The organism is Brevundimonas sp., assembly GCF_029945885.1.
GTDB lineage: Bacteria > Pseudomonadota > Alphaproteobacteria > Caulobacterales > Caulobacteraceae > Brevundimonas.
Genome location: NZ_JAQSDK010000014.1, coordinates 97,533 through 122,411, shown reverse-complemented (window position 1 = coordinate 122,411; position 24,879 = coordinate 97,533). Strand labels below are relative to the sequence as shown.

Annotated in this window: 22 protein-coding genes and 1 tRNA gene; 16 read left to right on the top strand and 7 right to left on the bottom strand. The window is 66.5% G+C overall.

Going from position 1 to position 24,879, the window contains the following annotated elements; all coding sequences use genetic code 11:
* Nucleotide 1: 1 nt before the first annotated feature.
* Entirely contained in the window at nt 2–619 is a 618-nt protein-coding gene (locus PSV00_RS08315) for a DUF6655 family protein (protein WP_300446058.1), read from the top strand.
* Between the two features lie 71 nt (nt 620–690).
* The gene (gene polA / locus PSV00_RS08310; RefSeq protein ID WP_300446057.1) at nt 691–3,630 is read left to right on the top strand and encodes a DNA polymerase I; all 2,940 of its coding nucleotides are present in this window, start codon (nt 691–693) and stop codon (nt 3,628–3,630) included.
* Between the two features lie 12 nt (nt 3,631–3,642).
* On the opposite strand, the gene PSV00_RS08305 is transcribed toward polA, so the two are convergent.
* Nucleotides 3,643–6,111, bottom strand: a complete 2,469-nt coding sequence (locus tag PSV00_RS08305; protein WP_300446056.1) for an SIR2 family protein — start codon at nt 6,109–6,111, stop codon at nt 3,643–3,645.
* Between the two features lie 261 nt (nt 6,112–6,372).
* A complete protein-coding gene (locus tag PSV00_RS08300) occupies nt 6,373–6,591 on the bottom strand; it encodes a hypothetical protein (protein ID WP_300446055.1) in 219 nt (72 codons plus the stop codon).
* On the opposite strand from PSV00_RS08300, the gene PSV00_RS08295 reads away from it, so the two are divergent.
* Nucleotides 6,580–7,632, top strand: coding sequence for a type I restriction enzyme HsdR N-terminal domain-containing protein (locus tag PSV00_RS08295; RefSeq protein WP_300446054.1), 1,053 nt, complete (start codon nt 6,580–6,582; stop codon nt 7,630–7,632). The genes PSV00_RS08300 and PSV00_RS08295 overlap by 12 nt on opposite strands.
* A 102-nt stretch (nt 7,633–7,734) precedes the next feature.
* Here the strand turns inward: PSV00_RS08295 and PSV00_RS08290 are convergent, their stop codons facing one another.
* Nucleotides 7,735–7,980 carry a hypothetical protein gene (locus PSV00_RS08290; RefSeq protein ID WP_300446053.1) on the bottom strand — a complete coding sequence of 82 codons (246 nt, stop codon included), beginning with the start codon at nt 7,978–7,980 and terminating at the stop codon, nt 7,735–7,737.
* Between the two features lie 334 nt (nt 7,981–8,314).
* Here PSV00_RS08290 and PSV00_RS08285 point away from each other — a divergent pair, with 334 nt between their 5' ends.
* Nucleotides 8,315–9,691, top strand: coding sequence for an NAD(P)/FAD-dependent oxidoreductase (locus tag PSV00_RS08285; RefSeq protein ID WP_300446052.1), 1,377 nt, complete (start codon nt 8,315–8,317; stop codon nt 9,689–9,691).
* A gap of 218 nt (nt 9,692–9,909) precedes the next feature.
* A complete protein-coding gene (locus PSV00_RS08280) occupies nt 9,910–10,209 on the top strand; it encodes a zf-TFIIB domain-containing protein (RefSeq protein WP_300446051.1) in 300 nt (99 codons plus the stop codon).
* A gap of 50 nt (nt 10,210–10,259) precedes the next feature.
* Here PSV00_RS08280 and PSV00_RS08275 read toward each other — a convergent pair whose 3' ends face one another.
* A complete protein-coding gene (locus PSV00_RS08275) occupies nt 10,260–11,972 on the bottom strand; it encodes a hypothetical protein (RefSeq protein WP_300446050.1) in 1,713 nt (570 codons plus the stop codon).
* A 193-nt stretch (nt 11,973–12,165) separates the two neighbouring features.
* On the opposite strand from PSV00_RS08275, the gene PSV00_RS08270 reads away from it, so the two are divergent.
* From PSV00_RS08270 to PSV00_RS08245, 6 genes are all read left to right on the top strand, one after another.
* Nucleotides 12,166–12,870: a response regulator transcription factor gene (locus PSV00_RS08270; protein ID WP_300446049.1), complete on the top strand. Its 705-nt coding sequence runs from the start codon at nt 12,166–12,168 to the stop codon at nt 12,868–12,870.
* The gene (locus tag PSV00_RS08265; RefSeq protein WP_300446048.1) at nt 12,839–14,503 is read left to right on the top strand and encodes an ATP-binding protein; all 1,665 of its coding nucleotides are present in this window, start codon (nt 12,839–12,841) and stop codon (nt 14,501–14,503) included. Before PSV00_RS08270 ends, PSV00_RS08265 begins: the two co-directional genes overlap by 32 nt.
* Nucleotides 14,500–14,922, top strand: coding sequence for a serine kinase (locus PSV00_RS08260; RefSeq protein ID WP_300446047.1), 423 nt, complete (start codon nt 14,500–14,502; stop codon nt 14,920–14,922). The genes PSV00_RS08265 and PSV00_RS08260 overlap by 4 nt, the downstream gene beginning before the upstream one ends.
* Before the next feature lie 98 nt (nt 14,923–15,020).
* Nucleotides 15,021–15,425 (top strand): PTS sugar transporter subunit IIA, encoded by a 405-nt coding sequence (locus PSV00_RS08255; protein ID WP_300446046.1) that lies wholly within the window; start codon nt 15,021–15,023, stop codon nt 15,423–15,425.
* The gene (locus PSV00_RS08250; protein ID WP_300446045.1) at nt 15,422–15,712 is read left to right on the top strand and encodes an HPr family phosphocarrier protein; all 291 of its coding nucleotides are present in this window, start codon (nt 15,422–15,424) and stop codon (nt 15,710–15,712) included. The genes PSV00_RS08255 and PSV00_RS08250 overlap by 4 nt, the downstream gene beginning before the upstream one ends.
* Nucleotides 15,713–15,867: 155 nt before the next feature.
* On the top strand, nt 15,868–16,749 hold the full coding sequence (locus PSV00_RS08245) for an FkbM family methyltransferase (protein ID WP_300446044.1): 882 nt from the start codon (nt 15,868–15,870) through the stop codon (nt 16,747–16,749).
* A 73-nt stretch (nt 16,750–16,822) separates the two neighbouring features.
* Here PSV00_RS08245 and PSV00_RS08240 read toward each other — a convergent pair whose 3' ends face one another.
* Both PSV00_RS08240 and PSV00_RS08235 read right to left on the bottom strand, forming a co-directional pair.
* On the bottom strand, nt 16,823–17,290 hold the full coding sequence (locus tag PSV00_RS08240; protein WP_300446043.1) for a peptidase S1: 468 nt from the start codon (nt 17,288–17,290) through the stop codon (nt 16,823–16,825).
* Nucleotides 17,291–17,439: 149 nt separating this feature from the next.
* Nucleotides 17,440–17,515 (bottom strand) — tRNA-Ala (locus PSV00_RS08235).
* 138 nt (nt 17,516–17,653) lie between these two features.
* Between PSV00_RS08235 and PSV00_RS08230 the strand changes: the two genes are divergently transcribed.
* The 5 genes from PSV00_RS08230 (at nt 17,654) to hisS (ending at nt 22,349) form a co-directional block, all read left to right on the top strand.
* Nucleotides 17,654–17,959 (top strand): YggT family protein, encoded by a 306-nt coding sequence (locus tag PSV00_RS08230; RefSeq protein WP_300446042.1) that lies wholly within the window; start codon nt 17,654–17,656, stop codon nt 17,957–17,959.
* Between the two features lie 90 nt (nt 17,960–18,049).
* Nucleotides 18,050–18,928, top strand: a complete 879-nt coding sequence (locus PSV00_RS08225) for a 3-hydroxybutyryl-CoA dehydrogenase (protein WP_300446041.1) — start codon at nt 18,050–18,052, stop codon at nt 18,926–18,928.
* Nucleotides 18,928–19,509, top strand: coding sequence for a phthalate transporter (locus PSV00_RS08220; protein ID WP_300446040.1), 582 nt, complete (start codon nt 18,928–18,930; stop codon nt 19,507–19,509). The genes PSV00_RS08225 and PSV00_RS08220 overlap by 1 nt, the downstream gene beginning before the upstream one ends.
* A gap of 37 nt (nt 19,510–19,546) precedes the next feature.
* Entirely contained in the window at nt 19,547–20,809 is a 1,263-nt protein-coding gene (locus tag PSV00_RS08215; RefSeq protein WP_300446039.1) for a DUF418 domain-containing protein, read from the top strand.
* A 52-nt stretch (nt 20,810–20,861) separates the two neighbouring features.
* Nucleotides 20,862–22,349 carry a histidine--tRNA ligase gene (gene hisS, locus PSV00_RS08210; protein ID WP_300446038.1) on the top strand — a complete coding sequence of 496 codons (1,488 nt, stop codon included), beginning with the start codon at nt 20,862–20,864 and terminating at the stop codon, nt 22,347–22,349.
* A 310-nt stretch (nt 22,350–22,659) separates the two neighbouring features.
* On the opposite strand, the gene PSV00_RS08205 is transcribed toward hisS, so the two are convergent.
* Nucleotides 22,660–24,780: a M13-type metalloendopeptidase gene (locus PSV00_RS08205; protein WP_300446037.1), complete on the bottom strand. Its 2,121-nt coding sequence runs from the start codon at nt 24,778–24,780 to the stop codon at nt 22,660–22,662.
* Nucleotides 24,781–24,879 lie beyond the last annotated feature (99 nt).

The window sequence follows — 24,879 nt, the reverse complement described above, 5'->3', positions numbered from 1 at the left end:
GTTGAACCTGCGGATTCTGACGGCCGCGGTAAGCCTGGCCGCCCTGGGGGCTGGCTGCGCCTCCACCGTCGAGACCGCGCCGGCGCGCAGCGCGACCGAACAACTGCTGGTCGCCCGTGCCGCCGACCGCGCGGTCGAGGGCCTGGTCCTGCCGCTTCCGGCCGGCGCGAAGGTTTTCGTCGATGACAGCTATTTCCGCGCCGAAAGCGCCGCCTATGCGGTCAGTGCCGTGCGCGCAGCCCTGTCCGGTGCCGGCTATGCCCTGAGTCCGGACAAGGCCCGGGCCGATGCGGTTCTGGAACTGCGCGCCGGGGCCCTGTCGCTGGAGCAGATGCGGCGGGTGTTCGGCCTGCCGGAGATGCGTATCCCGATCAACGGCAACCTGAATGTCGTCTCCCTTCCTGAACTGTCGGTCTACAGCCGACGGGATCGCGTTGGCGTGGCCGAGTTCTCGGGCTTTCTCTACGACCCGGAGAACGGTGCCCCGCTGGGGGCCGTCGCGGCGATGACCGGCGAGTTCCGTATCCGCAGTCACCGGCTGCTGATGATCGTCGCCTGGGGCCAGCAGAACGTCCAGCCCGGCGAGCGCGACGTCGGTGTCAGCTGGCGCCAGTTCTGATCATCACGCTCCGGGCCTGATCGCCCGTCGAAGACGATGACGTCGCCGCATGTGACGCCTATGGTCGCGCCATGAGCGCCACCGAAACCGACACCCCGACCGCGACCCCGATGCGCCTGTGGCTGATCGACGCCTCGGCCTACATCTTCCGCGCCTATCACGCCCTGCCGCCCCTCACGAGAAAGTCGGACGGGCTGCCGGTGGGGGCGGTGCAGGGGTACTGCAACATGCTGTGGAAGCTGTTGCAGGACATGAAGGGGCGGGACGGGCCGACGCATCTGGTGGCGGTGTTCGATCATTCGGAGCGGACGTTCCGGAGCGAGATGTTCCCGGCCTACAAGGCGCATCGGCCGCCGGCGCCGGAGGATCTGGTGCCGCAGTTCGCGCTGGTGCGGCAGGCGACGGCGGCGTTCGGGGTGCATGGGGTCGAGCTGGCGGGGTATGAGGCCGACGATCTGATCGCCACCTATGCCTGTCGGGTCCGGGAGGCGGGGGGCGAGGCGGTCATCGTCTCCAGCGACAAGGACCTGATGCAGCTGATCGGCGGCGGGGTCGTGATGTACGACCCGATGAAGGACCGGCGGCTGGAAGAGGACGCGGTGTTCGACAAATTCGGGGTCACCCCCGACCGGGTCATCGATGTCCAGGCCCTGATCGGCGACACCTCGGACAATATTCCCGGCGCCCCCGGCATCGGGGTCAAGACGGCGGCCCAGCTGATCCTGGAATACGGCGACCTGGACAGTCTGCTGGCCCGGGCGGCGGAGATCAAACAGCCGAAACGGCGCGAGACCCTGATCGATTTCGCCGACCAGATCCGCATGAGCCGCGACCTGGTCACCCTGGTGTGCGACCTGCCCCTGCCCGCCCCGGTCGCGGAGTTCGCCGTGCGCGACCCCGACCCGGCCACCCTGTCGGCCTTTCTGGAGCTGATGGAGTTCCGCAGCCTGGCGCGCCGCGTCGGTGACGGCAAGGCCAGCGCCCATGACGGCTCGGCCTTCGAGCCCAAATCGGCCCAGGGCGCCGCTGCCCCCCTCCCCGGCACCCTGTCCGCCCCGGTCGCCAGCCCCCGCCACGGGCCACAGCCGGTCAGACCCGACGTCGCCGCTCAGAGCATCGACACCAGCGTCTATGACTGCGTGCAGACGCTGGAACAGCTGGACGGCTGGATCACCCGGGCGCGCGACGCCGGGATCATCGGTTTCGACACCGAGACCGACGCCCTGTCGGCCACCCACGCGGGCCTGTGCGGCCTGTCGCTGGCGATCGGGCCCAACCAGGCCTGCTATATCCCGCTGAGCCATGCCCATCCCGAGATGGCCGGGGCCGGCGGGCTGGATTTCGGCGACACCCCCGACACCCGCGCCCCCATCGTCCAGATCGACAAGGCCGAGGCCCTGGCCCGGCTCAAGCCCCTGCTGGAAGACCCGGCGGTGCTGAAGGTCGGCCAGAACATCAAATACGACCTGGCGGTGATGGCGCGCCACGGTGTGAACGTCGGGCCGATCGCCGACACCATGCTGATCTCATACGTGCTGGAGGGCGGGCTGCACGGCCACGGCATGGACGAGCTGTCGCGCCTGCACCTGGGGCATGAGCCGATCCCGTTCAAAGCGGTGTGCGGCACCGGCAAGGCCCAGATCTCGTTCCGGCATGTGCCGCTGGAACCGGCCACCGCCTATGCGGCCGAGGATGCGGACGTGACCCTGCGCCTCTTCAACATTCTGTATCCGCGCCTGGCCCCGGCCGGGCTGATGACCGTCTATCAGACGCTGGAGCGCGGCATGCCGGCGGTGCTGGCGCGGATGGAGCTGCACGGCATTCGCGTCGACCCGGCGCGGCTGAAACGGCTCAGCCATGAGTTCGGGCTGAAGATGGTCGAGCTGGAGGCCCGGGCCCACACCCTGGCCGGGCGGCCGTTCAATGTCGGCAGCCCCAAACAGCTGGGCGAGATCCTGTTCGGGGAGATGGCCCTGCCCGGCGGCAAGAAGACGGCCGGGGGCCAGTGGGCCACCGACGCCGCCGTTCTGGACGAGCTGGCGCTGAGCCATGAGCTGCCGCGCGTGCTGCTGGACTGGCGCCAGCTGGCCAAGCTGAAGGGCACCTATACCGATGCGCTGAGCGCGGCGCTGGACCCCGGCACCGACCGGGTCCACACCAGCTATCAGCTGGCCGCGGCCAGCACCGGGCGGCTGGCCAGTTCCGACCCCAATCTGCAGAACATCCCGATCCGCACCGGGATCGGCCGCCAGATCCGCCAGGCCTTCATCGCCGCCCCCGGCCATGTGCTGATCAGCGCCGACTATTCCCAGATCGAGCTGCGGCTGCTGGCCCATATCGGCGACATTCCCGAGCTGAAACGCGCCTTCAAGGCGGGGCTGGACATTCACGCCGCCACCGCCAGCGAGATGTTCGGCGTCCCGGTCGAGGGCATGCCGGCCGAGACGCGCCGCCGCGCCAAGGCCATCAATTTCGGCATCGTCTACGGCATCAGCGCCTTCGGCCTGGCGGCCCAGCTGAACATCCCGAGGGAAGAGGCCGGGGCCTATATCAAGACCTATTTCGACCGCTTCCCCGGCATCCGCGACTATATGGAGGCGATCAAGGCCGAGGTGCGCGAGGCCGGCCATGTCTCGACCGTGTTCGGCCGCCGCATCCACATCCCCGCCATCCATTCCAAGTCCGGAGCCGAGCGCCAGTTCGGCGAACGCGCCGCCATCAACGCCCCGATCCAGGGGGCGGCCGCCGACATCATCCGCCGCGCGATGATGCGGATGCCCGGAGCCCTGGTCGAGGCCGGGTTCGGCCCGGGGTCAGGGTCGGGGTCAGAGGTGAAGATGCTGCTGCAGGTGCACGACGAACTGGTGTTCGAGGCCCCCGAGGGGGTGGCGGACCGGGCCATCGCCGTGATCAAACGGGTGATGGAGGGGGCGGGGGACCCGGCGGTGGCGTTGAGCGTGCCGCTGGTGGTGGACGCGCGGGCGGCGGGGAACTGGGATGAGGCGCATTAGGGGGGGCTCCCATTAGCCATAGTTTAGAGTAAGCAGCGTATCGCTCAGCGCTTTCTGCAGAACCCTCGTTTCCCCCTTCTTCGATCTAGGCAAACGAGTATAGCTCTGCCCTTTTAGGTTTATACCATTCAGGAGCGCCTTGATATCTGAACGAACCTCTTCGGACAAATCATCGATGTGCACCTCTACAAAATCTCCGATAAGCGGCACAGATCGATAGAGATAGATAATCTCGCCACCTGATTTATCCAGCAATCCCACCAAGTCTTTAATGGCGGTTAATATTTCAGAACGCCTAAACGCCACTCCAGATTTAGTATTCTTCATGAAGAAAAGACGAGCCCTCTGATCCAATATTTGGAACGGGGAATAACTAGCGCCACGCTCATTAGCCAATCCAAGCGCAGTGTTTAAATATGTTTCTGCGTTTGAGAAATCAAGAATCTCCATTCTTGACATCGCATACTGCAACCAGAACTGAGGGTTGTTCCGAATGAGTCTTGCTTTAGACAAACGGCTGTAAACTGCGCTAATCAACTTCACAGCCGACTCCCCCTCCCCAAACAGCCGGGTGAGGAATCGGAACTTCATTAATTCTTTCAAATTTTCTCGGAAATTGGACCCCAAGTAACTGTCACTCGCGCTGTCCGCAGTTGAAAGCACGATTGTCGAAAATACGTCGACCAATGTATCGCGATCAAATTCAACGTATTTCGTCCGAAGAATGTATTCGGCAAGCTGCGCAGAGGTAAAAGCGTTCCAATCTCGACCGTTAACGAACAGGGCAGAAACTTCGCTTTCGCTGAGATCCTTTCTGAGGCGACCCTCGTCTAAACCAAGCCATGACACAAGACTTTCCCAAGACACGTGCTGTTGGCAAAGAGATGATATCAGTAGCGCAGCAAATGTTCGTTGGTGATGACCGTGATTAACGAAGAACGAAACGATCTGATCAATCTTGGTGGCAATCCGAGAGCTTCGGAACAAAGAAAGTACGATCGAGCGGTTTTCCGAAGCGCACTGCTGCGTCAGAAACGCTAGGCGTTGATCCGATGTGTCGCCCCTACGCTCTTCCCACAAACCCCATCGTTCTAATACAGCATCCCACGTCTTAACCTCCTCCGCGCTTAGTCGATTTAGGTCGATAACACGAGACGCACCGCCCAGGGACTGCTCCAATTCACGAAACGCCAACTCGCCAGGATCGCCGCGGACCGCACAGACCAAGATGCTCAGAGCGTTCAGACGAGCACCAACAAATTTGGCCGCATCACGATGCCTGATCACGTCGTCGATAAGGAAAGCCATAGGTTGTCGCGTGCTCAGCGCGAGTTCAATTTCCTCAAATACCTCAGATAGATTCGAAGAAATGCGGAAGACTCTCACCCCACTGACCAAAAGCTCTTCAGAGAGCTGGTCTAGGAACAACGATTTTCCATTCCCCAGATCAGAAGAAATTACGTACCGGCATACTCCGGCGGGCGACCTCTGAAGAACGGCATCAAGAGCTTCTCCACGGCGAATGCAATACATCTCCGGGCTCGATGGAGACTGCTGCATTTGAGTTTGATATTTTTCGCGAGAAAAAGATCCAGTCAGTATTAATCTTATGAAGTCGTCGCCCTCGATAACCTCAGCCGGATTTACTGGCTCCAGCGCATCAATAAACTGGAAGCTGTTTTCCTTCGCTTTCGCCGCGTCGACGGTTGCCCCGCTAAAATGCGCCGCTAATCCATCAATACCGATAGGCAGGACTTCACCGAATTTTTTCAAGCGGGATAGCGCCATCGGCGTTTCGTGAGCGCCGCATATAATGATCGTCTTATTTCTGAATGGCTGACCGCCATCGATCAGCATTGACGCAACTTCGAGATCGCGCAGAGAATACCCCGCAATAACTATGAGGTTCGCACAAAATAATTCGTTTTTGAGCCTAGCGTACAGCGACCGATTATCATCGTGCAGTTGTAGGTAATTTCGTTCCGATATTACAAATCGAGGGTCTGTATCGGTTTCTAGAAGATCCAGCGCCCGACCGTGAATGTAGTACACGGGAACTTTTCCAATTACATGAGTAGCGGGCTCGATCGTTGGGGTTATTACTTGATATGAATTGGCGTCGATTGACCGCTCAACCAAATCATCAAAGTTTGTTGTAAAAATCGACCGCCAGGGCAGGCGCGTAACAGTCTTTTGGTTTTCGCTTGGGTTGCATAGCGTTAATCTACCAAGCATTATTTTCCGCAATAACTGCTGACGCTCTGGAACCTCTTCACAGTATTCCGCAATATCTGAAAGGCTCGCGTATTCGGCATCGCTAATTCCAACCGCAGATTTGATCTCTTTGATCAATTCGGTCGTGTTCGGAACCGGCCGTCCACCTTGATCGGTCGCCTCAATGGAATATCCGGCCCCTAAAAGGCAGACCGCGCCTCCGGTCAAAACGGTTTCCGTAAGGCGATCGCCTATCGACTCTTTCATTCTCAAGGCCCTCCGAGAGTCTTGATAGGTGAAGTTGGCGGGCGTTGCCAACAATTCAGGCTAAAGCTGCAGCGGATTTACGATACAAGGCGTGACTACACATGCGTGGCGCGGCACTCCGGGAACAGGGCGCAGCCTGCTTCCCTCCACCGCTTCGCGGTCCCCCTCCCCATGGAATGGGGAGGAGACGGGGGGCGGTGCCGCCGGTGTCAGCCGCATTCTTGCTGGGCGCTAGCGCTCGCCGCGCGACGGCTCGCTGCTTCAGCGCGGCGCGCCGCGCCACCCCATCCTCCTGAGATCGATGCCTGCCGCCTTTTGCAGGATGGCGTCGGGGGCCGCGCGTTCGATCTCGACCGGCGCGGCACCCGGGTCGGTGCGCGCCTCGACGGAAATCACAGCATCGCGCCCCGCGAAACTGGACTCCCGCATCGGTTGCTGACTAGCTGTTTCCCAACCTTGGAGGGGCAGATGGATCTTCAATCGCGGCTGGCGGAGCTGGCCAAACGAACCCACGAACATCGCGAAGTGCTGCTGACCGAGGAGGCGGCCAAGAACGCGCTGATCATGCCGTTCATCCAGGCCCTCGGCTACGATGTGTTCAATCCGTCTGAGGTCGTGCCGGAATACACCGCCGACGTCGGGATCAAGAAGGGCGAGAAGGTCGACTACGCCATCTGTGACGGCGGCAAGATTCGCATTCTGGTCGAGTGCAAACCCAGCACCGCGCCCCTGAACCTGAACCATGCCAGCCAGTTGTTCCGCTATTTCAGCGTGACGGAGGCGCGGCTGGCGATCTTGACCAACGGGGTGGTCTATCAATTCTATTCGGACGTCGAAGCGCCCAACAAGATGGACGACAAGCCGTTCTTCACCTTCAGCATGGACGCGTTGAAGCCGGCCGACGCGCGCACCATCGAGAAATTCACCAAACAGACGTTCGATATCGACAAGATCGTCCAGGAAGCCGGGCTGCTGAAGCTGCAGTCGCTGCTGCGCAAGGAACTGGAGAAGGAGATGGCCGAGCCCTCGGAAGAGGTGGTGCGGCTGTTGGCCAGCCGGGTTCAGGGCGGGCGGGTCACCGCTCAGGTCCGGGACAGTTTCAGCCGGATGATCGTCTCGACCTTCTCGGCCATCATTCGCGACAAGGTCAATGAACGCCTGTCGACCGCGCTGAATGCCGCCGCGCCGTCGGCCTCCGACGACACGGATGCGGATGGTGATGACGATGTGATCGTGACCACCGCCGAGGAAATCGCCGGATTTCACATCATCCAGGCCATCGCGGCCAAGTTGGTGAAGCCGACCCGGGTGGTGATGCGGGACGCGAAATCCTATTGCGCGGTCCTGCTGGACGACAACAACCGCAAGACCATCGCGCGGCTCCACTTCAACGGCCTGACGAACAAATACGTCGGGACGTTCACCGACAAGGCGGAGGAGCGCCACCTGATCTCCGACATGACCGATATCTATCAGCTGTCGGGTGCGATCGAGGCCCGGATCAAGGAGCTGGACAGCTAGCCCCCGGCCTTCATCGGTCCGGCGCGGCGGCTAGCGCCCCTCCACCGCTTCGCGGTCCCCCTCCCCATGGAATGGGGAGGAGACGGCGCGGCCCCGCCGGTGTCAGCCGCATTCTTGCTGGGCGCTAGCGCTCGCGACGCGGTCGCTCGCTGCTTGAGCGCGGCGCGGCGCGCCGCGCCACCCCATCCGCCTGAGATCGATGCCCGCTGCCTTTTGCAGGATGGCGTCGGGGGCGGCGCGTTCGATCTCGGCCAGCAATGTGCCCAGGCCGGCGCGGCCGTCGGCGCTGGTCAGGTCCAGGCCGCGCAGGGCCTCGAGCAGACGGGTGGCGGCGTCGGGGTCTGACATCTGAAAACTTCCTGGACTGTGGGACCGACCCCGGGGGGAGGATGCGCATTGACCCGGGCGGGGGGCAAGGGAATGTTCCGGGTTTGTTCTTATTGTGCACAGGGATGGGTGTGCCCGTCTCCTCCCCATTCCATGGGGAGGGGGACCGCCGAAGGCGGTGGAGGGGAACTAGCCCCGGCACGGACCCAGCCCGTTTCACCCCGTCACCCATTGCACGGGACCGTGGGGCCGCTAGCGCCCCTCCACCGCTTCGCGGTCCCCCTCCCCACGAAGTGGGGAGGAGACTCGGGGGTCACCGCTCGCGGGCCGACCGCCGCCCTGCTAGACGACGGCCATGACCAAAGAGACCTATGACACCCTGATCGTCGGGGCCGGGGCGGCCGGGATGATGTGCGCGATCGAGGCGGGGCGGCGCGGGCGGCGGGTGCTGGTGGTCGACCATGCCCGGGCCCCGGGCGAGAAGATCCGCATCTCGGGCGGGGGGCGCTGTAATTTCACCAATACGGGCACGGGGCCGGCGAATTTCCTCGGCGAGAACCCACGCTTCGCCACCTCGGCGCTGAGGCGGTTTTCGCAGCATGATTTTGTCAAGCGGGTGGATCAGGCGGGCATCGCCTGGCACGAGAAGACCCTGGGCCAGCTGTTCTGTGATGACTCGGCGAAGCTGATCGTCCGTATGCTGACGGACGGGATGCGTGAGGCCGGGGTGGTGTTGCGGACGGGGACCGGGGTGGCCTCGGTGGATCGGGCCGGGGACGGGTTCGCGGCAGTGCTGTCGGACGGGACGGCGGTGACGGCGACCTCGCTGGTGCTGGCCAGCGGCGGGCGCTCGATCCCCAAGATGGGGGCCACCGGCTGGGCCTGTGACACCGCGCGGGCGTTCGGCCTGCGGGTGACCGAGACGCGGCCGGCCCTGGTGCCCCTGACCTTCGAGACCGGCCTGCTGGAGACCCTGCTGCCGCTGGCGGGGGTGGCGGTGGATGTGGTGGTCAAAAACCGGCCCGAACCCACCAACACCCCCACCGACAATCCGGCCTCAAGTAGCCCGAAGGGCGATAGGCCCAACGTCATGGCCTCAAGTTGCGCGGAGCGCGGTAGGCCCAACCTCATGGCCTCAAGTAGCCCGAAGGGCGATAGGCCCAACATCATGCCCTCAAGTAGCGCGGAGCGCGGTAGGCCCCAAAAAGAGATCGGCTTCGCCGAAGCCATGCTGTTCACCCATCGCGGCCTGTCGGGGCCGGCGATATTGCAGATCAGCTCCTACTGGCGCGAGGGCGAGGCGATCACGGTCAGCATGGCCCCGGGCGTCGATGTGCTGGCCCGGCTGAAGGCGGCGCGCGAGGAGAACGGCGGCAAGGCGGCGGTGCATACGGCGCTGGGTCATATCGTGCCGCGGCGGCTGGCCGAGAGCCTGTGCGAACGGGAACAGGTGTCGGGCAAACTGGCCGAGGTCGGGGGCAAGGCGTTGGCGCGGCTGGATCAGGCGGTCAACGCCTGGACGGTCAAGCCGGTCGGGTCCGAGGGCTATCGCACGGCCGAGGTCACCCTGGGCGGGGTGGCCACCGACCAGCTGGACCAGCAGACGATGGCGGTGAAGACCGTGCCCGGCCTGTATGTGATCGGCGAGGCGGTCGACATCACCGGCTGGCTGGGCGGCTATAATTTCCAGTGGGCCTGGTCGTCGGGCTGGGCCGCCGGACAGGTCTGCTAGGCCTGCGACCTTTCGGACTCTTGCCGTGCGCAGGTCGCGGCCTCAGCGTGAAACGGCGGGACGGGCCCCTCTGGCGCGGCCGCTGTCGGTTTCCTCCAAAACCGTCGGTGGCGCGTGATGTCGGACCGCATCGGGCGCCCTGGCGTTCGACTCTGGCCCCCCCAAGCGGTGCTGGAGCGCCCGATCCCTTCTGCATTCCGATCAGAGAGATCCGCCCCATGCCGCTACTGATGTGCCCCAACGACGACAATCCGATGCAGACGCTGGAGCGGAACGGCGTTCAGTTCGACATGTGCCCGACCTGCCGCGGCGTCTGGCTGGACCGGGGCGAGCTGGAGAAGCTGATGGCCGGTGCCGCCGAGACCGGCCGCGCCTCGGCCCCGCCGCCGCAACCCGCCGCGCCCCAGCCATGGGGTCATCAGCCGCAGCAGGCCTATCGCGAACCGCCGCGCTACCGCGACGACGATCAAAAATACCGCAAGAAGAAGCGCGACAGCATCTTCGACATCTTCGACTGAAGCCTTTCGGTGGCCGTCAACCTGACCCTTCGGGACCGGTCTGACGGCCTCTAGGCCGCCAGACCGGCCGCCTGCATCAGGGTGCGCAGCGGGGCCAGGGCGGCGGGATCGGCGGCCAGGGTGGCGCGCGAGTCCGGGGCCCTGAGCAGCCGCAGGGCCTCGACTTTCGCCCGGTCGGCGGCCGGGCCCAGTGGCGCGGTCTCGCCGGTGGCCAGTCGCAGCAGCAGGGTCAGCTTCTGCTGGATCGGAGCCGGGGCCCGGGCCAGTTGCAGGGCCAGTTTGGCCTCGGACTCGACCACCCCGCCGACTGTGCCGATGGTGCCGCCGATAACCTCGGTGTCGCGTTCGTTCAGCATGGCCCCGCGCACCGACCGCTGCAGTCGCGCGAGGATGGACAGCTTCTGGGCCGCCGACAGGCCGGGGGCGCGCATCTCGGACTCGAAGCGCAGGGAGCCGACGCAGGCCGCCAGCCAGCGCGCCGCGGCCCGTTTGTTGGCCGAGCCGGTGACGTTCTCGCACAGCCGCACCAGATGCTCGGCCTCGCACAGGATCGTCTCGCAATGCTGGACATAGGCCCCGACGAAATCGGCGATGACCAGACCCTTGGAGCGTTCGACGAAGGCGGACTGCACCTCCTCGAGGGTCAGCAGCCGGCCGGCCGCCGAGGTCAGGGCCATGGCCAGGGTGCGCAGGATCTCGATCTCGCCCGGCGCATCATTGGGGCGCAGCCGACGCGGTGACACCAGTTCGCGCACCACCATCCGCGACAGGGCCGCGGCCAGCAGCGGAAATTCATTGGCCTCGAGCCGCGCGCTCAGCCGGGCCGCGGGGCCGGACACCGGCGGAATATGCAGGGCGATCCGCGCATCATGGGCGACCAGGGCGGCGACCTCGCGCGGGGCGACCATATGGACCACGGCGGCGAGACTGGACCCCTGGTCCAGCGCCGGGCCGAGAATATCGGCCAGATTGGTGCGCACGGCGACGGTCTCGCACAGCACCTGTTCGATGGCGACCATGACCAGGGCCCGGGGCGAGCCCTCCATCGGGGCGCGTTCCGCCAGGTCCATCAGCTTGTCCAGACGCAGCCGTCCGCCGCGGATGTCGGTCAGGGCCCGGGCGATGACACCGCCGATGATCAGCCCCCGCTCCGGGGAGGCCGAGATGCGATGGGCGATATCCGCCAGGGAATGGGACTCGAGGTCGGGGAACAGGCCGCGACGACCGGCCGAGACCAGACGTTCGATGGCCGCATCGCTGAGGCGCTGATAGTGGCGCAACAGGTCGTGCACCGTCTGGCCAACCGCCTGGCTCTCGGGAACGGCGACCTTCTGGATCGCGTGCTGCAGTTCGGTGCCCCCCGTTTCCAGCCGTTCGGCCAGGTCGGGACGGTGCAGCAGTTCAAAGGCCGTCACCCCCTGGCGGCCCAGCCAGTCCTCGAGCACCCGGCCGATGATCTCCCGGGCATAGGGGCTGTAGAGGTCCTCGGGCCCGTTGCAGCGCGGCCCCGCGTCATCGGCGGCCACGACCCGCTTCTGCTTCACCTCCGGGGCCCCGCGCGTCATCAGGGTGACGCTGGAGAACTCCATCGTGCCCTGGTCGAGCATCTCCTTGGTCACGCGCACGGCCGCGGCCCGGCGATCCGCAAGCAGGTCCTCGGCCGTCTCGATCGCCCTGGCCCGGTCTTCGGTCGCCATCAGCAGCGACCAGGGCGCGGGAGCGGTCTTTCGAATATAGACTTCGTAGTGGACGGGACCGGCCATCGGGTACTCACACAGGGAACAACCCGCACCGTCGCACAAAGGCTTTAAGGGGGCGTTGCGACGACACGACTGGCGGCGCAGGGGCGGTGGCCGTATTGTCAACGCGATTTCGGAGAACGGTTACGCTTGTGGCGCGTTCCCGGTTCAGGCCGCGAGCGTCGCGACCCCCAGGCCGCGTATTGAGGAGAGCCCATTGGCGAACATCACCCTGGTCGACGATGACGAGAACATCGTCGCCTCCGTGTCCCTGGCGCTGGAAAGCCATGGCCACAAGATCACGGCCTATCATGACGGGGCCGCCGGGCTGGAAGCGCTCGAGTCCGATCCGCCGGACCTGGTTATCCTGGACGTCAAGATGCCGCGCATGGACGGGATGGAGGTGTTGCGCCGCCTGCGCCAGACCTCGCAGATCCCGGTCATCATGCTGACCTCCAAGGACGAGGAGATCGACGAGATCCTGGGCTTCAACCTCGGGGCCGACGACTACATCCACAAGCCGTTCAGCCAGCGCCTGCTGATTGAACGGGTCAAGGCGCTGCTGCGCCGGACCGGGGCCGACGGCCAGGAGGCGGAACCGTCGCTGGAGAATTCGTCCAAGGCCATTCGCCGCGGCAAGCTGACCATGGACCCGGCCCGTCACGAGAGCACCTGGGAGGGCAAGCCGGTCAAGCTGACCGTCACCGAATTCCTGCTGCTGCAGGCCCTGGCCCAGCGCCCCGGCTTCGTGAAGAGCCGCGACAACCTCATGGACGCCGCCTACGACGATCAGGTCTATGTCGACGACCGCACGATCGACAGCCACGTCAAACGGATGCGCAAGAAATTCCGGGTCGTCGATCCCGAGTTCGACGCGATCGAGACCCTGTATGGCGTCGGTTACCGCTATCGCGAAAGCTGACCGGAACGACCCTCCCGGCGACACCGTCGCCGGGGAGGCCGCCCCCGGGAAGGCCGCCCGCCTGCGTCGCCGGCTGGTCCATTTCGGGGGGTCGCGGCTCGGCGCGCTGATTCTGGCGCTCAACCTGCTCAGTCTGCTGATCCTGTTCGGCGGGGCCCTGGCCCTGAACGAATGGAAACGCGGCCTTGTCGAGGCCAAGCAGGAGTCCCTGTCGGTCCAGGCTGAACTGCTGTCCAACGTCCTCGGCCAGCTGGGCATTACCCGGGGTGAGCCGCGGCCCGAGCTCGACGCGATCCAGGCGTCGAAATGGCTGCGCGACAATTTCATCCCGACCGGCCAACGGGCGCGGCTGTACGATATCGACGGCCTGCCCGTAACCGACAGCTATTTCGTCACCGAGGCCATTCCCGGCGAGGCCCTTCCCCCGGCCCGCCCGGCGGGAACCCCCGTGACCCGCCCCGACGCGGCCGTGACCCGACGCACGACCGAACGCCAGGATCGGGCCGCCGCCGCCCTGACCCATGAGGTCGACCTGGCCCTGGCCGGCCAGCCCCAGGCCGGGGTGCGGGTCTCGGAAAGCGGCGACCGGGTGGTGTCGGTCTCCGTGCCGATCCGTCACGTCGAAAAGGTCCTGGGCGTGCTGACCCTGGAGGCGGGCGATGTGGACGCCATCCTGGCCGCCCAGCGGCGGGCCCTGATGCCCTTCGCCCTGGTGGCCCTGGTCGTGTCGCTGCTGTCATCCCTGCTGCTGCATCTGTTCGTGGCCCGGCCGGTGCTGCGACTGGCGGCGGCGGCGGACCAGGTGCGGCTGCAGCGTGCCCGCGCCATCTCCCTGCCCGACCTCGAGGGTCGGCGCGACGAGATCGGCGACCTGGCCCGGTCGCTGGAGACGATGACCGAGACCCTGTCGGACCGGATGGACGCGATCGAACGGTTCGCCGCCGACGTCTCGCACGAGATCAAGAATCCGCTGACCTCGATCCGCTCGGCGCTGGAAACCCTGCCCCTGGTCAAGACCGAGGTCCAGCGCGAGCGACTGACGACCCTGCTGCAACAGGACGTCCGGCGGCTGGACCGGCTGATCACCGACATCTCCAATGCCTCGCGTCTCGATGCCGAACTGTCGCGCGACCGGCCGCGACCGGTCGATGTCGCGACCCTGCTGTCGGATATCGTCAGCGTCTATGCAGCCAGCCTGAAGCCCGGCGAGGCCCCGGTGCGACTGACCGCCGGGACCGAACCGGCCATGGTCAGCGGCCGCGACGGCCCGATGGGCCAGGTGTTCCGCAACCTGATCGACAACGCCCGCTCGTTCAGCCCGGCCGGCGGCGAGGTTCGCGTCAGCCTGGCCCGGGACGGGGCCGATCCGCAGCGGCCGCTGGTGGTCCGGGTCGAGGACGACGGCCCGGGCATCCCGGACGACAATCTGGAGACGGTGTTCGAACGTTTCTACACCTCCCGCCCCAAGGGCACGGCCTTCGGCTCCAACTCCGGCCTCGGCCTGTCGATCGTGCGCCAGATCGTCGCGGCCCACGGCGGGTCGGTCCGGGCCGAAAACCGCACCGGCCCGGATGGCACGGTGCTCGGGGCCCGGTTCGAGGTCGCCCTGCCGCTGGCCGGCCGCCAGACGTGAGCCTGGTCCACGCCACCACGGTGGCCTGCTGGGTGCCGGCGACCGGCTGGACCGGCGTGATGATCAGCGGCCCCTCCGGGTCGGGCAAGAGCGACCTGGCCCTGCGACTGATCGGCCGGGGCTGGCAGCTGGTGGCCGACGACTACAGCCATGTCTTCGCCTCGGCCGGGGCCCTGTATGCCGCGCCTCCGGCCCGGATCGCCGGGCGGATCGAGGCACGCGGCCTCGGAATCGTCGCCGTCCGTCATCTCGGACTCGCACGGCTGGTGCTGGCGGTCGACTGTGGGGTCCAGGCCCCGGAGCGGCTGCCGGAGCCGGACCGGGTCACCGTGGCCGGCCTGGACCTGCCCCGGTTGAAGCTGATCGCCCGACATGCCTCGGCGGTTGAAATTATCGCCGCAGCGACGGCTGCGCTTTAATCCCCGGCCGGATTGGGCTATCTCGCGCGGCTTGCGGTCCGTTCGGACAAGGTCCGACGTGGCGGACGACGCGGGGGCGTTGAGTTGGTGAAGCCTTCATGATCGGGCTGGTGATCGTCACCCACGGCGGGCTGGCGGCTGAATTTCTCTCCGCCATGGAGCATGTGGTCGGTCCGCAGCGCGGAGTCGCGGCCATCTGCATCGGGCCGGAGGACGACATGGAGCGGCGCCGCCGCGACATCGTCGATGCCTGCCGCGCCGTCGATGACGGCAATGGCGTCATCCTGCTGACCGACATGTTCGGCGGCACCCCCTCGAACCTGGCCATTTCGGTGATGGCCGAGACCCAGGCCGAGGTGATCGCCGGGCTCAACCTGCCGATGTTGATCAAACTGGCCAGTGTGCGCGGACGCGAGCCGCTGGAGGCCTGTGTCGCCCACGCCCAGGACGCCGGTCGCAAATATATCTCGGTCGCCTCCTGGGTCCTGTCGGGAGAGAAATGAGCCCGTCCGTCCCGACTCCGGCCCAGGCCACTGTCGACATCTGCAACGCCCGCGGCCTGCACGCCCGGGCCTCGGCCAAATTCGTCAAACTGGCCTCGACCTTCGACGCCGAGATCCAGGTCAGCCGCGAAGGCACCTCGGTCAACGCCCTGTCGATCATGGGGCTGCTGATGCTGGGGGCGGGCATCGGCTCGACCATCGAGATCACCGCCACCGGCCCCGACGCCGCGGCGGCCGTGACCGCCCTGGCCGAACTGGTGGCCCTGCGCTTCGAGGAAGACCAGTAGGGCGGCAGGGCGCGAACGCGGTTAGGTCACCCCTTCCCATTGCCTCCAAACCGGGCAAGGGTGCGGCAGGGGCAATCCCGACATCGGAGTCCGGCCGGGTGCGGCCGCTGGCCGTGTTCATTCACGACTGCCGGCAGACCCGAGAGGACATCCCGTTGAAGCAACCGTCCATCAGAACCCTCGGCCGGGATATCGAGCTCGGCACCCGGCACTACCGGGATCGCTTCTTCGATGCCCTCGCAGCCACCCCCTATGTGCGACGGGCCCTGTATCGGTCGATTTCCCGGTCCGGAAAGCTGGTCTTCTGCCGGTTCAACGATCACGACATCGTTGTGGATCCGAATGATCTGGTGGGTCGCACCCTGATTGAACACGGCAATTTCGATCGCGAGAGAACCGAGGCCGTGGCCCGGCGGGCCAACGCCCTCGGCAGCGGCAGGGTCGTCATCGAGATCGGGGCCAATATCGGCAGCCAGACCGTCTATTTCCTGACCACCGGCCATTTCGACAGCGCGGTCTGCCTGGAGCCCGACCCCGCCAATGTCCGCATGCTGGAGACCAACCTGCATCTGAACCGGCTGGACGGGAGGGTGACGCTTCTGCCGGTCGGGGCCGGCGACCGGAGCGGCGTCCTGCACCTGCGGCGGGATGCGGGCAATTCCGGTGGTTCGACCCTGCGATCCGAGCGGGTGGTCGACAATGTCGCGACGGACATCCTGGTCCCCGTCATCACGATCGACAGCCTGGTCGAGAACGGGACGGTCGACCCCGACACCGTCGGCCTGCTGTGGATCGACGCCGAAGGGTTCGAGGAGGAGATTTTCGCCGGGTGCCGGATCCTCATTGAGCGCAAGGTGCCGATCGCCTTCGAATTCAGCACCGCCTTCTACAACACCGAAAAGATCGGCCGGATCGTGGACCTGATCTTCGCCCACTACACGGACGTCAGCATCGTCGACGACACAGGGTTCAGACCCGTCACCCGCGCCGAAATGATGCGGCTGACGCGCCAGGTGGACATTTTCTGCAGTCGCTGACGCGCAGCCGATACGACAACGCCCCGGAGCGAGCCCCGGGGCGTTGCCTTGATACGGACCGGTCAGACCGGATTCAGGGAGTCTCGGTGATCAGCAGGGTGGCCGGAGCCGTATCGGTGCCGAAGGCCCCGACCCAGATGTCATAGGTGCCGCTCTGCGGCCGGTTGAACCGGACCTCGGCGTCGCCGTCGCCGAAACTGTCGTCATCGCAGGACCAGCTGCCGTCCGGGCCGTTGATGACCAGGGTGGTGTCGACCGAGGAGACGGTGCGGAACACCAGCGGCAGGCTCCCGGCCGAATAGGTGACCTGGAAGTCGGGCGCATCGCTGACATGGCCGACGCAGGCCTGCGGCAGGGGCGTGTCGGCATAGACGTCGATCCCGCCCCCGGCCACGACCGAGACGCGATAGGGATCGGGCGTGAAGCCGCTGCGCAGCGAAATTTCACCGAAATTGGCCGTCAGGCCGGCATTCTGGGCCAGGGCCGCGCCCGGCAGGGCCACGGCGGCCGCCAGGGCCAGCCCAAACATCATGGTTTTCATCGTCAATTCCTTCGATCGCCACACCGGCGAAGCTCCCCCGTAACGCAGGTCTCTCACCCTCGTCGCTCACGGTCAAGCTTGGTCACCGTCCCAATCGCGGGACAGGGCCCGCGCCGGCGAGGAGGGACCACGGGTGAACCGGAAACGCCTGGTGGAGCCGAGGGGAGTCGAACCCCTGACCTCGTCATTGCGAACGACGCGCTCTACCAACTGAGCTACGGCCCCGATCCGGGACAGGCGAGCGCGGGACATAGGCGGCGGGTCCGGTCAGTGTCAACCGGGCCCCGGTGACGCCGGGAAACATTGGCGTTCTGCGCCTGCCGGGCTAGAAGCAGGACGCAACATCTTACGGAGTTAGGGTTCATGGGCACCGCCATTGTCTGGCTGGTCGACGCGATCGTCACACTGCTGATCTGGATGATCATCGCCTCGGCCATCCTGAGCTGGCTGTTCGCCTTCGACGTGATCAACCACCGCAACCGGTTCGTGAACCAGCTGGCGTCGTTCCTCGACGCGGTGACCGCGCCGCTGCTGGCCCCGTTCCGCCGGGTGATCCCGCCGCTGGGCGGCATGGACATCAGCCCGATCGTGCTGCTGCTGCTGCTCAATTTCGCCCGGATTCTGTTCATGCAGACCCTGGCCCTGCCGCTGATCACCCTGCTCGGCTAGGCCGCCACCGCCCCGCGGACTTGCACCGGGAGCACAGGCTCCTAAGCTGCCGCTCCCGTTTCCTCCCGCTTGCCGACAGACCGCTCACCCATGACCACGATCCGCACAGTCGCCATCATCGGGGCCGGACAGATGGGGGCCGGCATCGCCCAGACCGTCGCCGCCGGCGGCTATACGGTCCGGCTGTACGACGCCTCGTCCGAACGCCCGCCGCTGGCCCAGGCCGCGATCGCCGCCACCCTGGCCCGCCAGGTCGAGCGCGACATCACCGCCCAGGCCGAGGCGGACGCCATCATGGGCCGGATCAGCATCGCCGCCGACCTGGCCCAGGTCGGGGCGTCGGACCTGATCATCGAGGCCGCGGTCGAGGACGAGGCGGTCAAGAAGGCCATCTTCAGCGAACTGACGCCCTATCTGGCCCCCCAGACCCTGCTGGCCTCCAATACCTCGTCGATCTCGATCACCCGGCTGGCCGCGGCCACCGACCGGCCCGAGCGGTTCATCGGCCTGCATTTCATGAAGCCGGCCCCGGTGATGAAACTGGTCGAGATCATCCGCGGCATCGCCACCTCGGCCGACACCTATGCGATCGCCGTGGCCTTCGCCGAAAGCCTGGGCAAGACCACCACCAACGCCGAGGACTTCCCCGCCTTCATCGTCAACCGCATCCTGGTGCCGATGATCAACGAGGCGATCTTCACCCTGTACGAGGGCGTCGGGAACGTCGCCTCGATCGACACGGCGCTGAAGCTGGGGGCCAACCATCCGATGGGGCCGCTGGAGCTGGCCGACTTCATGGGGCTGGACGTGGTCCTGGCCATCATGAACGTGCTGTACGACGGCCTGGCCGACAGCAAATACCGGCCCTGCCCGCTGCTGGTGAAATATGTCGAGGCCGGCTGGCTGGGCAAGAAGAGCGGCCGCGGCTTCTATGACTATGCCGGGGACACCCCGGTACCGACCCGGTGATGCGCCGCTTCGATATCCCGGCCGACCTGCCCGGGCAGGAGCCGGTCGCCTGGCACAAATCCCCGGGCCGGATCATGGCCGCCGTCGCCCTGGCCGCGGCCTGGCCGCCGCTGATCGTGACCCTGCTGGTCTGGCCGCCGCAGCACTGGCCGCCCGCCGGTGACCTGGACTGGCGACTGGGTGTTCTGGTCATCGGCCTGCTGGCCGTGCCGGGCGGCCTGTGGCTGCTGGCGCGGGAACGGCGGGCCACCGGCCGGCCGGGCACCCGGCTGGGCGTGGTCTGGCGCTTTATTTTCTACGGCGGCCTGCTGGCCGCGGCCCTGCAGGGCCTGCTGGCGATCGGGGTGTCGGTGATGGGCTGGTTCGAGGCCGGGGGCGTCGGCCAGGCGGCCGGGGCCACCGAGACCAGCCTGCTGATCTATGGCGTGATGGGCCTGCCGGTCGCCATCCTGGTGGGTGTCTCCTATGCGCTGTGGGCCGGCCTGTGCGTGGCCTTCGTCGCCTTCGAGCACCGGCCGCATGTGCGGGACCGGCTGGGTCTGATGGAAGGCACCGGGCCGGACTTGCCCCGACAACCATAAGCGGTCAGGCTCGCCCCCTGACCCGGGGGGACCAGACATGACCACCAGTAGCGCCGACACCATGCCGCCCGCCCGGGCGGATTCCAGCCTGGCCCCGGTCGCGCCGGGCGACCGGATCTTCAACCTGGACATGCTGCGCGGCTGGGCCATCCTGGGAATCCTGGCGGTCAATGCGATGGCCTTCGCCTGGCCGATCGCGGTCGAGTTCGCGACCGGGGCCCGGCCATTTGCGATGGACATGGCCAATACGACCGGCGACTGGGTCACCACCGTCTTCTTCCAGGACAAGTTCCGCACCCTGTTCACCATGCTGTTCGGGGTGTCGATCTTCCTCGTCGGCGGCGCGCGCGACGATGAGGCGCGCAACGCCCTGCTGCGCCGCCGGCTGCTGTGGCTGGGGCTGTTCGGCCTGATCCATGGCCTGGCCTTCTGGTACGGCGACATCCTGCTGCACTATGCCTATTGCGGGGCGCTGATGCTGCTGATGCGAGCCTGGCCGGCGCGACGGCTGCTGTGGATCGGCGGCGGGGTCACCGCCCTGTGGTCCGTGCTGACGGTTGCCGGCGCGCTGCTGGGGCCGGTGGTGATGGCGGCCGTCGGGCCGGAGTTCGCCACCAAGGCCGCCGCCAGCGGCCCGATGGCCACCCCGGCCGAGGTCATGGCCATCGTCGAACAGGTGCGCGGCGGCTACGGCGCGGCCCTGCTGCAGAACCTGCAGGCCTGGGTGATGGTCCAGGGCTTCAGCCTGTTTCTGATCCCGGCGTCGGTGCCGCTGATGATGATCGGCCTGGGCCTGTTCAAATCCGGCTATCTGGAGGGGCGCGCCCCGGCCTGGCTGTATGGTCTGATGACCCTGATCGGGGCCGCCAATCTGGCGCTGCTCGGCTATGCCGAGGGGATGGTGGTCACCGGCGGGGCCCTGCCGGTCGAGGGCCTGGCCACCGCCGCGGCCGGATGCGCGACCCTGATCACCCTGGGCTATGTCAGCCTGCTGATCCTGATGACCCGGTTCGGCCTGAAACCCCTGACGGCGGTGCTGGTGCCGGTCGGGCAGATGGCCTTCACCAACTATCTGACCCAGACCCTGATCATGGCCAGCCTGTTCTACATGCCGTGGGGACCGCTGTGGTACGGGACCATGGGCCCCGGGGCCCTGTGGGGCGTGGTCGCGGCCGTATGGCTGAGCCAGCTGATCTGGTCGCCGCTGTGGCTGTCGCGCTTCCGGATGGGGCCGCTGGAGTGGCTGTGGCGCTGCCTGAGCTATGGCCGCTGGGTCCCGCTGCTGCGGACGGCGGCCTGAGACGCGACGCGGCGGCGTTGCCCCGCCGGGGCCGATGGCGTAAGCGCGCGCCATGACCGACGCCACCACGCCCCCCCGCCCAGAAGCCCGCAACCCGCGCGGATTCGCCGACCGTCGCGGCCGCGATCTGGTCGCCGAACGCCGCCTCGTGACCCGGGTGTCCGAGGTCTATGAGCGCTGGGGCTTCGAGCCGCTGGAGACCGGGGCCTTCGAATATGCCGACGCACTCGGCAAATTCCTGCCCGACGCCGACCGTCCGAACGCGGGCGTGTTCGCCCTGCAGGACGACGACGACCAGTGGATGGCGCTGCGCTATGACCTGACCGCCCCCCTGGCCCGGTTCGCGGCCCAGTCCTGGGAGACCCTGCCCAAGCCGTTCCGCCGCTATGCCTACGGGCCGGTGTGGCGCAACGAGAAGCCGGGTCCGGGCCGCTTCCGCGAATTCGTCCAGTGCGACGCCGACACCGTCGGCTCGGACCGGCCCGAGGCCGATGCCGAGATCATCGCCATGGCCGTCGAGGGCCTGCAGGCGGCGGGCCTCAAGCCCGACCAGGCGGTCATCCGCGTCTCCAACCGCAAATTGTTCGACGGCCTGTTCGCCGCCGGTGACATCACCGACCCGGGCCAGAAGCTGACGGCCCTGCGCGCCATCGACAAATTCGACCGCCTCGGCTGGGAGGGCGTCGCTGCCCTGCTGGGCGAGGGCCGGCTGGACGAATCCGGCGACTATACCAAGGGGGCGCGCCTGCCGACCCCGGTCATCACCACCATCGAGGGCTTCCTCGGTGCCGTCGCCGACGACAGTCCGGGCCGGGCCGCGACCCTCGACGCCGTGTCGCGCCTCGGCGGGCTGGGCGAGATCGGCGAGGCCGCCCTGAACGAGCTGGCGGCCATCGACCGCGCCCTGGCGGCGATGAAGGTCGGCGAGGCCGCGGTGCGGTTCGACCCGACCATCGTGCGCGGGCTGGAATACTATACCGGGGCCGTGTTCGAGGCCGAACTGCTGCTGGAGACGGTCGACGACAAGGGCCGGGCCGTGCGCTTCGGCTCGATCGGTGGCGGCGGACGCTATGACGACCTGGTCGCCCGGTTCACCGGCCAGCCCCTGCCCGCCACCGGCTTCTCGTTCGGGGTGTCACGCCTGGCCTCGGCCCTGAAGGCGGCCGGCCACGCGGCCGGTGAGGCCGTGCGCGGTCCGGTGGTGGTCATCGTCTTCGCCGAGACCGACATGGGCCATTATCTCGAGGCCGTGGCCGAGCTGCGCAACGCCGGCATCGCCGCCGAACTCTATCTGGGCCGGGCCGGGATGAAGGCGCAGATGAAATACGCCGACCGACGCGGGTCGCCGGCCGCCATCATGCTGGGCGGCGACGAGATCGCGGCCGGTCAGGTGACGATCAAGGACCTCGACGCCGGGCGCGCCCTGGCCGCCGGCGTGGCCGACAATGAGGCCTGGAAGGCCGCGCGACCCGGCCAGTCGGTGGTGGCCCGCGCCGACCTGGTGGCGACGGTCCGGACCATCCTCGCCGCCGCCGGGTGACCTACACGCACAACGGCGTGAGTTATCATTGATAAGTCAGGGATTTTCGCCCCCGTGGCGTGTGGCAGATTGACTTTGGGGCCGCGCTGTCGTCATTCTGACGCACTCGAGAGGCGCAGCGTTCCGACGCAGCAGCCGCTTGGAGGCGTTTCGGGGAGGAAACGTCCGCTCGTCAAAGAGCGAGGAAAAGCCCGCTGCGATGTATCCCCCGCAGCGGGCTTTTTCATGCCCGGTGTTCAGCGACCGGCACCGCCAGAAAAAAGGGCCGCAGCGGATGCTGCGGCCCCTTTCGTTTCGATCCTGAACGGACCTACCAGATGCGAACCCGGTCGGCCGGAGCCAGATAGTATTTCGACTCCGGGCCGACGCCAAAGGCATCGTACCAGGCGTCGAGATTGCGCAGCGGGCCGATGACCCGGAACTCGGCCGGGCTGTGCGGATCGGTGGCGACCTGCTGTTTGAGGGCCTCGTCACGGATCTTCTGCTGCCAGACCTGGGCCCAGCCGTAGAAGAAGCGCTGGTCGCCGGTGGTGCCGTCCAGCACCGGGGCCGGCTGGCCGTTCAGCGACAGGTGATAGGCCTCGAGACCGACGGCCACGCCGGCGGCATCGCCGATGTTCTCGCCCATCGTGAGCCCGCCCTGCACATGGTAGCCGGGCAGCGGCTCATAGGTGTCGTACTGGGCCCCCAGGCGGGTGGTCAGGGCCTCGAAATTGGTCTTGTCGGTCGGGGTCCACCAGTTGCGCAGCACACCGTCGCCGTCGGACTTGGAGCCCTGGTCGTCGAAGCCGTGGCCGATCTCGTGGCCGATGACGCCGCCGATGCCACCGTAGTTGACGGCCGGGTCGGCGTCGGGATCGAAGAAGGGCGGCTGCAGGATGGCCGCCGGGAAGACGATCTCGTTATTGGCCGAGTTGTAATAGGCGTTCACGGTCTGGGGCGTCATGCCCCACTCGGCCTTGTCGACCGGGCCGTTCATCCGATTCAGCTGGAACTGCCAGTTGAAGGTGCCGGCGCGCTCGGTATTGCCGAACAGATCGTCGGCGCGGACCTCGAGGGCCGAATAGTCACGCCATGTGTCGGGATAGCCGATCTTGACCGTGAATTTGGCCAGCTTCTCCTGGGCCGCGGCCCGGGTTTCCGGACCCATCCAGCTCAGGTTGTCGATGCGATGGCTGAGGGCGATGCGCAGGTTGGCGACCAGCTCTTCCATCTGGTCCTTGGACGCGGCCGGGAAATAGTCGGCCACATACTGACGGCCGACGGCCTCGCCCAGGGTGCGTTCAGCGAAGCTGATGCCGCGCTTGTCGCGGCTGCGCTGTTCGGGCTGGCCCGACAGGTCACGCGAGTTGAACTCCCATTCGGCATCGGCGAAGCGACGCGACAGGCGACCGGCGGAATCGTCGGTCGTGTGGAAGGCCTGCCAGGCCTGAAGGGTCTCGACCGGTGCCTCGGCGAAGATGGCGGCGATCTTCGGCAGGGCCGTGTCCTGGCGCACGATCATGCGATCGATACTGCCCAGACCGGCGGCGCTGAAATAGCCGGCCCAGTCGAATCCGGGCGCGTCAGCGATCAGTGAGGCGGGGGTGTATTCATTGTAGGTCTCGTCGCGGTTGCGGTTCTGGATCGGAGTCCAGTGCGCCTCGGCGATCTGCGTCTCCATGGCGACGATGGCGTCGGCATTGGCGGCCGGGTTGTCCCAGCCGATCATCGTCAGCATGCGTTCGACATAGGCCCGGTACAGGACCAGTTTGTCGGCGTAGCGGGCATCCAGATAGTAGTCGCGGTTGGGCAGGCCCAGGCCCGACTGGCCGACCGAGGTGACATATCGATCGGGATGTTTCTGGTCGATCGAAATGCCGGTCCCGAACATGGATCCGCCCGGGAGTCCCTGGGTTGCGCCCATATAGGCCGCGATCTTGTCATGGGTGTCGGCAGCCCGAATGGCGGCGAGGTAGGGCTGCAGCGGCTTGTCATCGAGCGCCTCGATGCGGGCCTCGTCCATATAGCTGCGATACAGGTCGGCGATCTTGCGCTCATCGGAGCCGGGGGCCAGGTCGGTGCGGGCCACGAGGCCGGCGATCATCGCCTTCATCCGGTTGTCCGACAGTTCACGCAGCAGGTCGAACGAGCCGTACCGGGTACGGTCGGAGGGAATCTGGAGTCCCTCGAGGGCCGTGCCGTTGGCATAGCGGAAGAAACTCTCACCCGGGGCGACCGATGTGTCGCGTCCATCCAGACCGAAACCCCAGGTGCCGTAGCTGGGGGCTTCGGTACCCTGATAGCCCGTGGCGCCTTCGGCTTCGTCGAACAGGGCGAAGACGGTGCAGGCCTCGTCGACGCAGGCATGGTCATGGCCGTCACCGGCCAGGGCGGCGGAAGCGGGCAGGAGCAGGGCACCGACAGCGGCACCGATCAGCAATTTCTTCACAGGACATCCTTGTCTTGGGAACACAATGGAACAGGTCTGCCGCGATCCTACGCCGCGCGCGGGCGGCGCAGTCTAAAATATTTGTCATGTAGCGGCTCG

Coding starts and splice junctions, on each gene's coding strand:
- polA (WP_300446057.1), top strand. CDS start 691: ATGAGCGCCACCGAAACCGACACCCCGACCGCGACCCCGATGCGCCTG.
- PSV00_RS08305 (WP_300446056.1), bottom strand. CDS start 6,111: ATGAAAGAGTCGATAGGCGATCGCCTTACGGAAACCGTTTTGACCGGA.
- PSV00_RS08295 (WP_300446054.1), top strand. CDS start 6,580: ATGGATCTTCAATCGCGGCTGGCGGAGCTGGCCAAACGAACCCACGAA.
- PSV00_RS08290 (WP_300446053.1), bottom strand. CDS start 7,980: ATGTCAGACCCCGACGCCGCCACCCGTCTGCTCGAGGCCCTGCGCGGC.
- PSV00_RS08285 (WP_300446052.1), top strand. CDS start 8,315: ATGACCAAAGAGACCTATGACACCCTGATCGTCGGGGCCGGGGCGGCC.
- PSV00_RS08280 (WP_300446051.1), top strand. CDS start 9,910: ATGCCGCTACTGATGTGCCCCAACGACGACAATCCGATGCAGACGCTG.
- PSV00_RS08275 (WP_300446050.1), bottom strand. CDS start 11,972: ATGGCCGGTCCCGTCCACTACGAAGTCTATATTCGAAAGACCGCTCCC.
- PSV00_RS08265 (WP_300446048.1), top strand. CDS start 12,839: ATGGCGTCGGTTACCGCTATCGCGAAAGCTGACCGGAACGACCCTCCC.
- PSV00_RS08255 (WP_300446046.1), top strand. CDS start 15,021: ATGATCGGGCTGGTGATCGTCACCCACGGCGGGCTGGCGGCTGAATTT.
- PSV00_RS08250 (WP_300446045.1), top strand. CDS start 15,422: ATGAGCCCGTCCGTCCCGACTCCGGCCCAGGCCACTGTCGACATCTGC.
- PSV00_RS08240 (WP_300446043.1), bottom strand. CDS start 17,290: ATGAAAACCATGATGTTTGGGCTGGCCCTGGCGGCCGCCGTGGCCCTG.
- PSV00_RS08230 (WP_300446042.1), top strand. CDS start 17,654: ATGGGCACCGCCATTGTCTGGCTGGTCGACGCGATCGTCACACTGCTG.
- PSV00_RS08225 (WP_300446041.1), top strand. CDS start 18,050: ATGACCACGATCCGCACAGTCGCCATCATCGGGGCCGGACAGATGGGG.
- PSV00_RS08220 (WP_300446040.1), top strand. CDS start 18,928: ATGCGCCGCTTCGATATCCCGGCCGACCTGCCCGGGCAGGAGCCGGTC.
- PSV00_RS08215 (WP_300446039.1), top strand. CDS start 19,547: ATGACCACCAGTAGCGCCGACACCATGCCGCCCGCCCGGGCGGATTCC.
- hisS (WP_300446038.1), top strand. CDS start 20,862: ATGACCGACGCCACCACGCCCCCCCGCCCAGAAGCCCGCAACCCGCGC.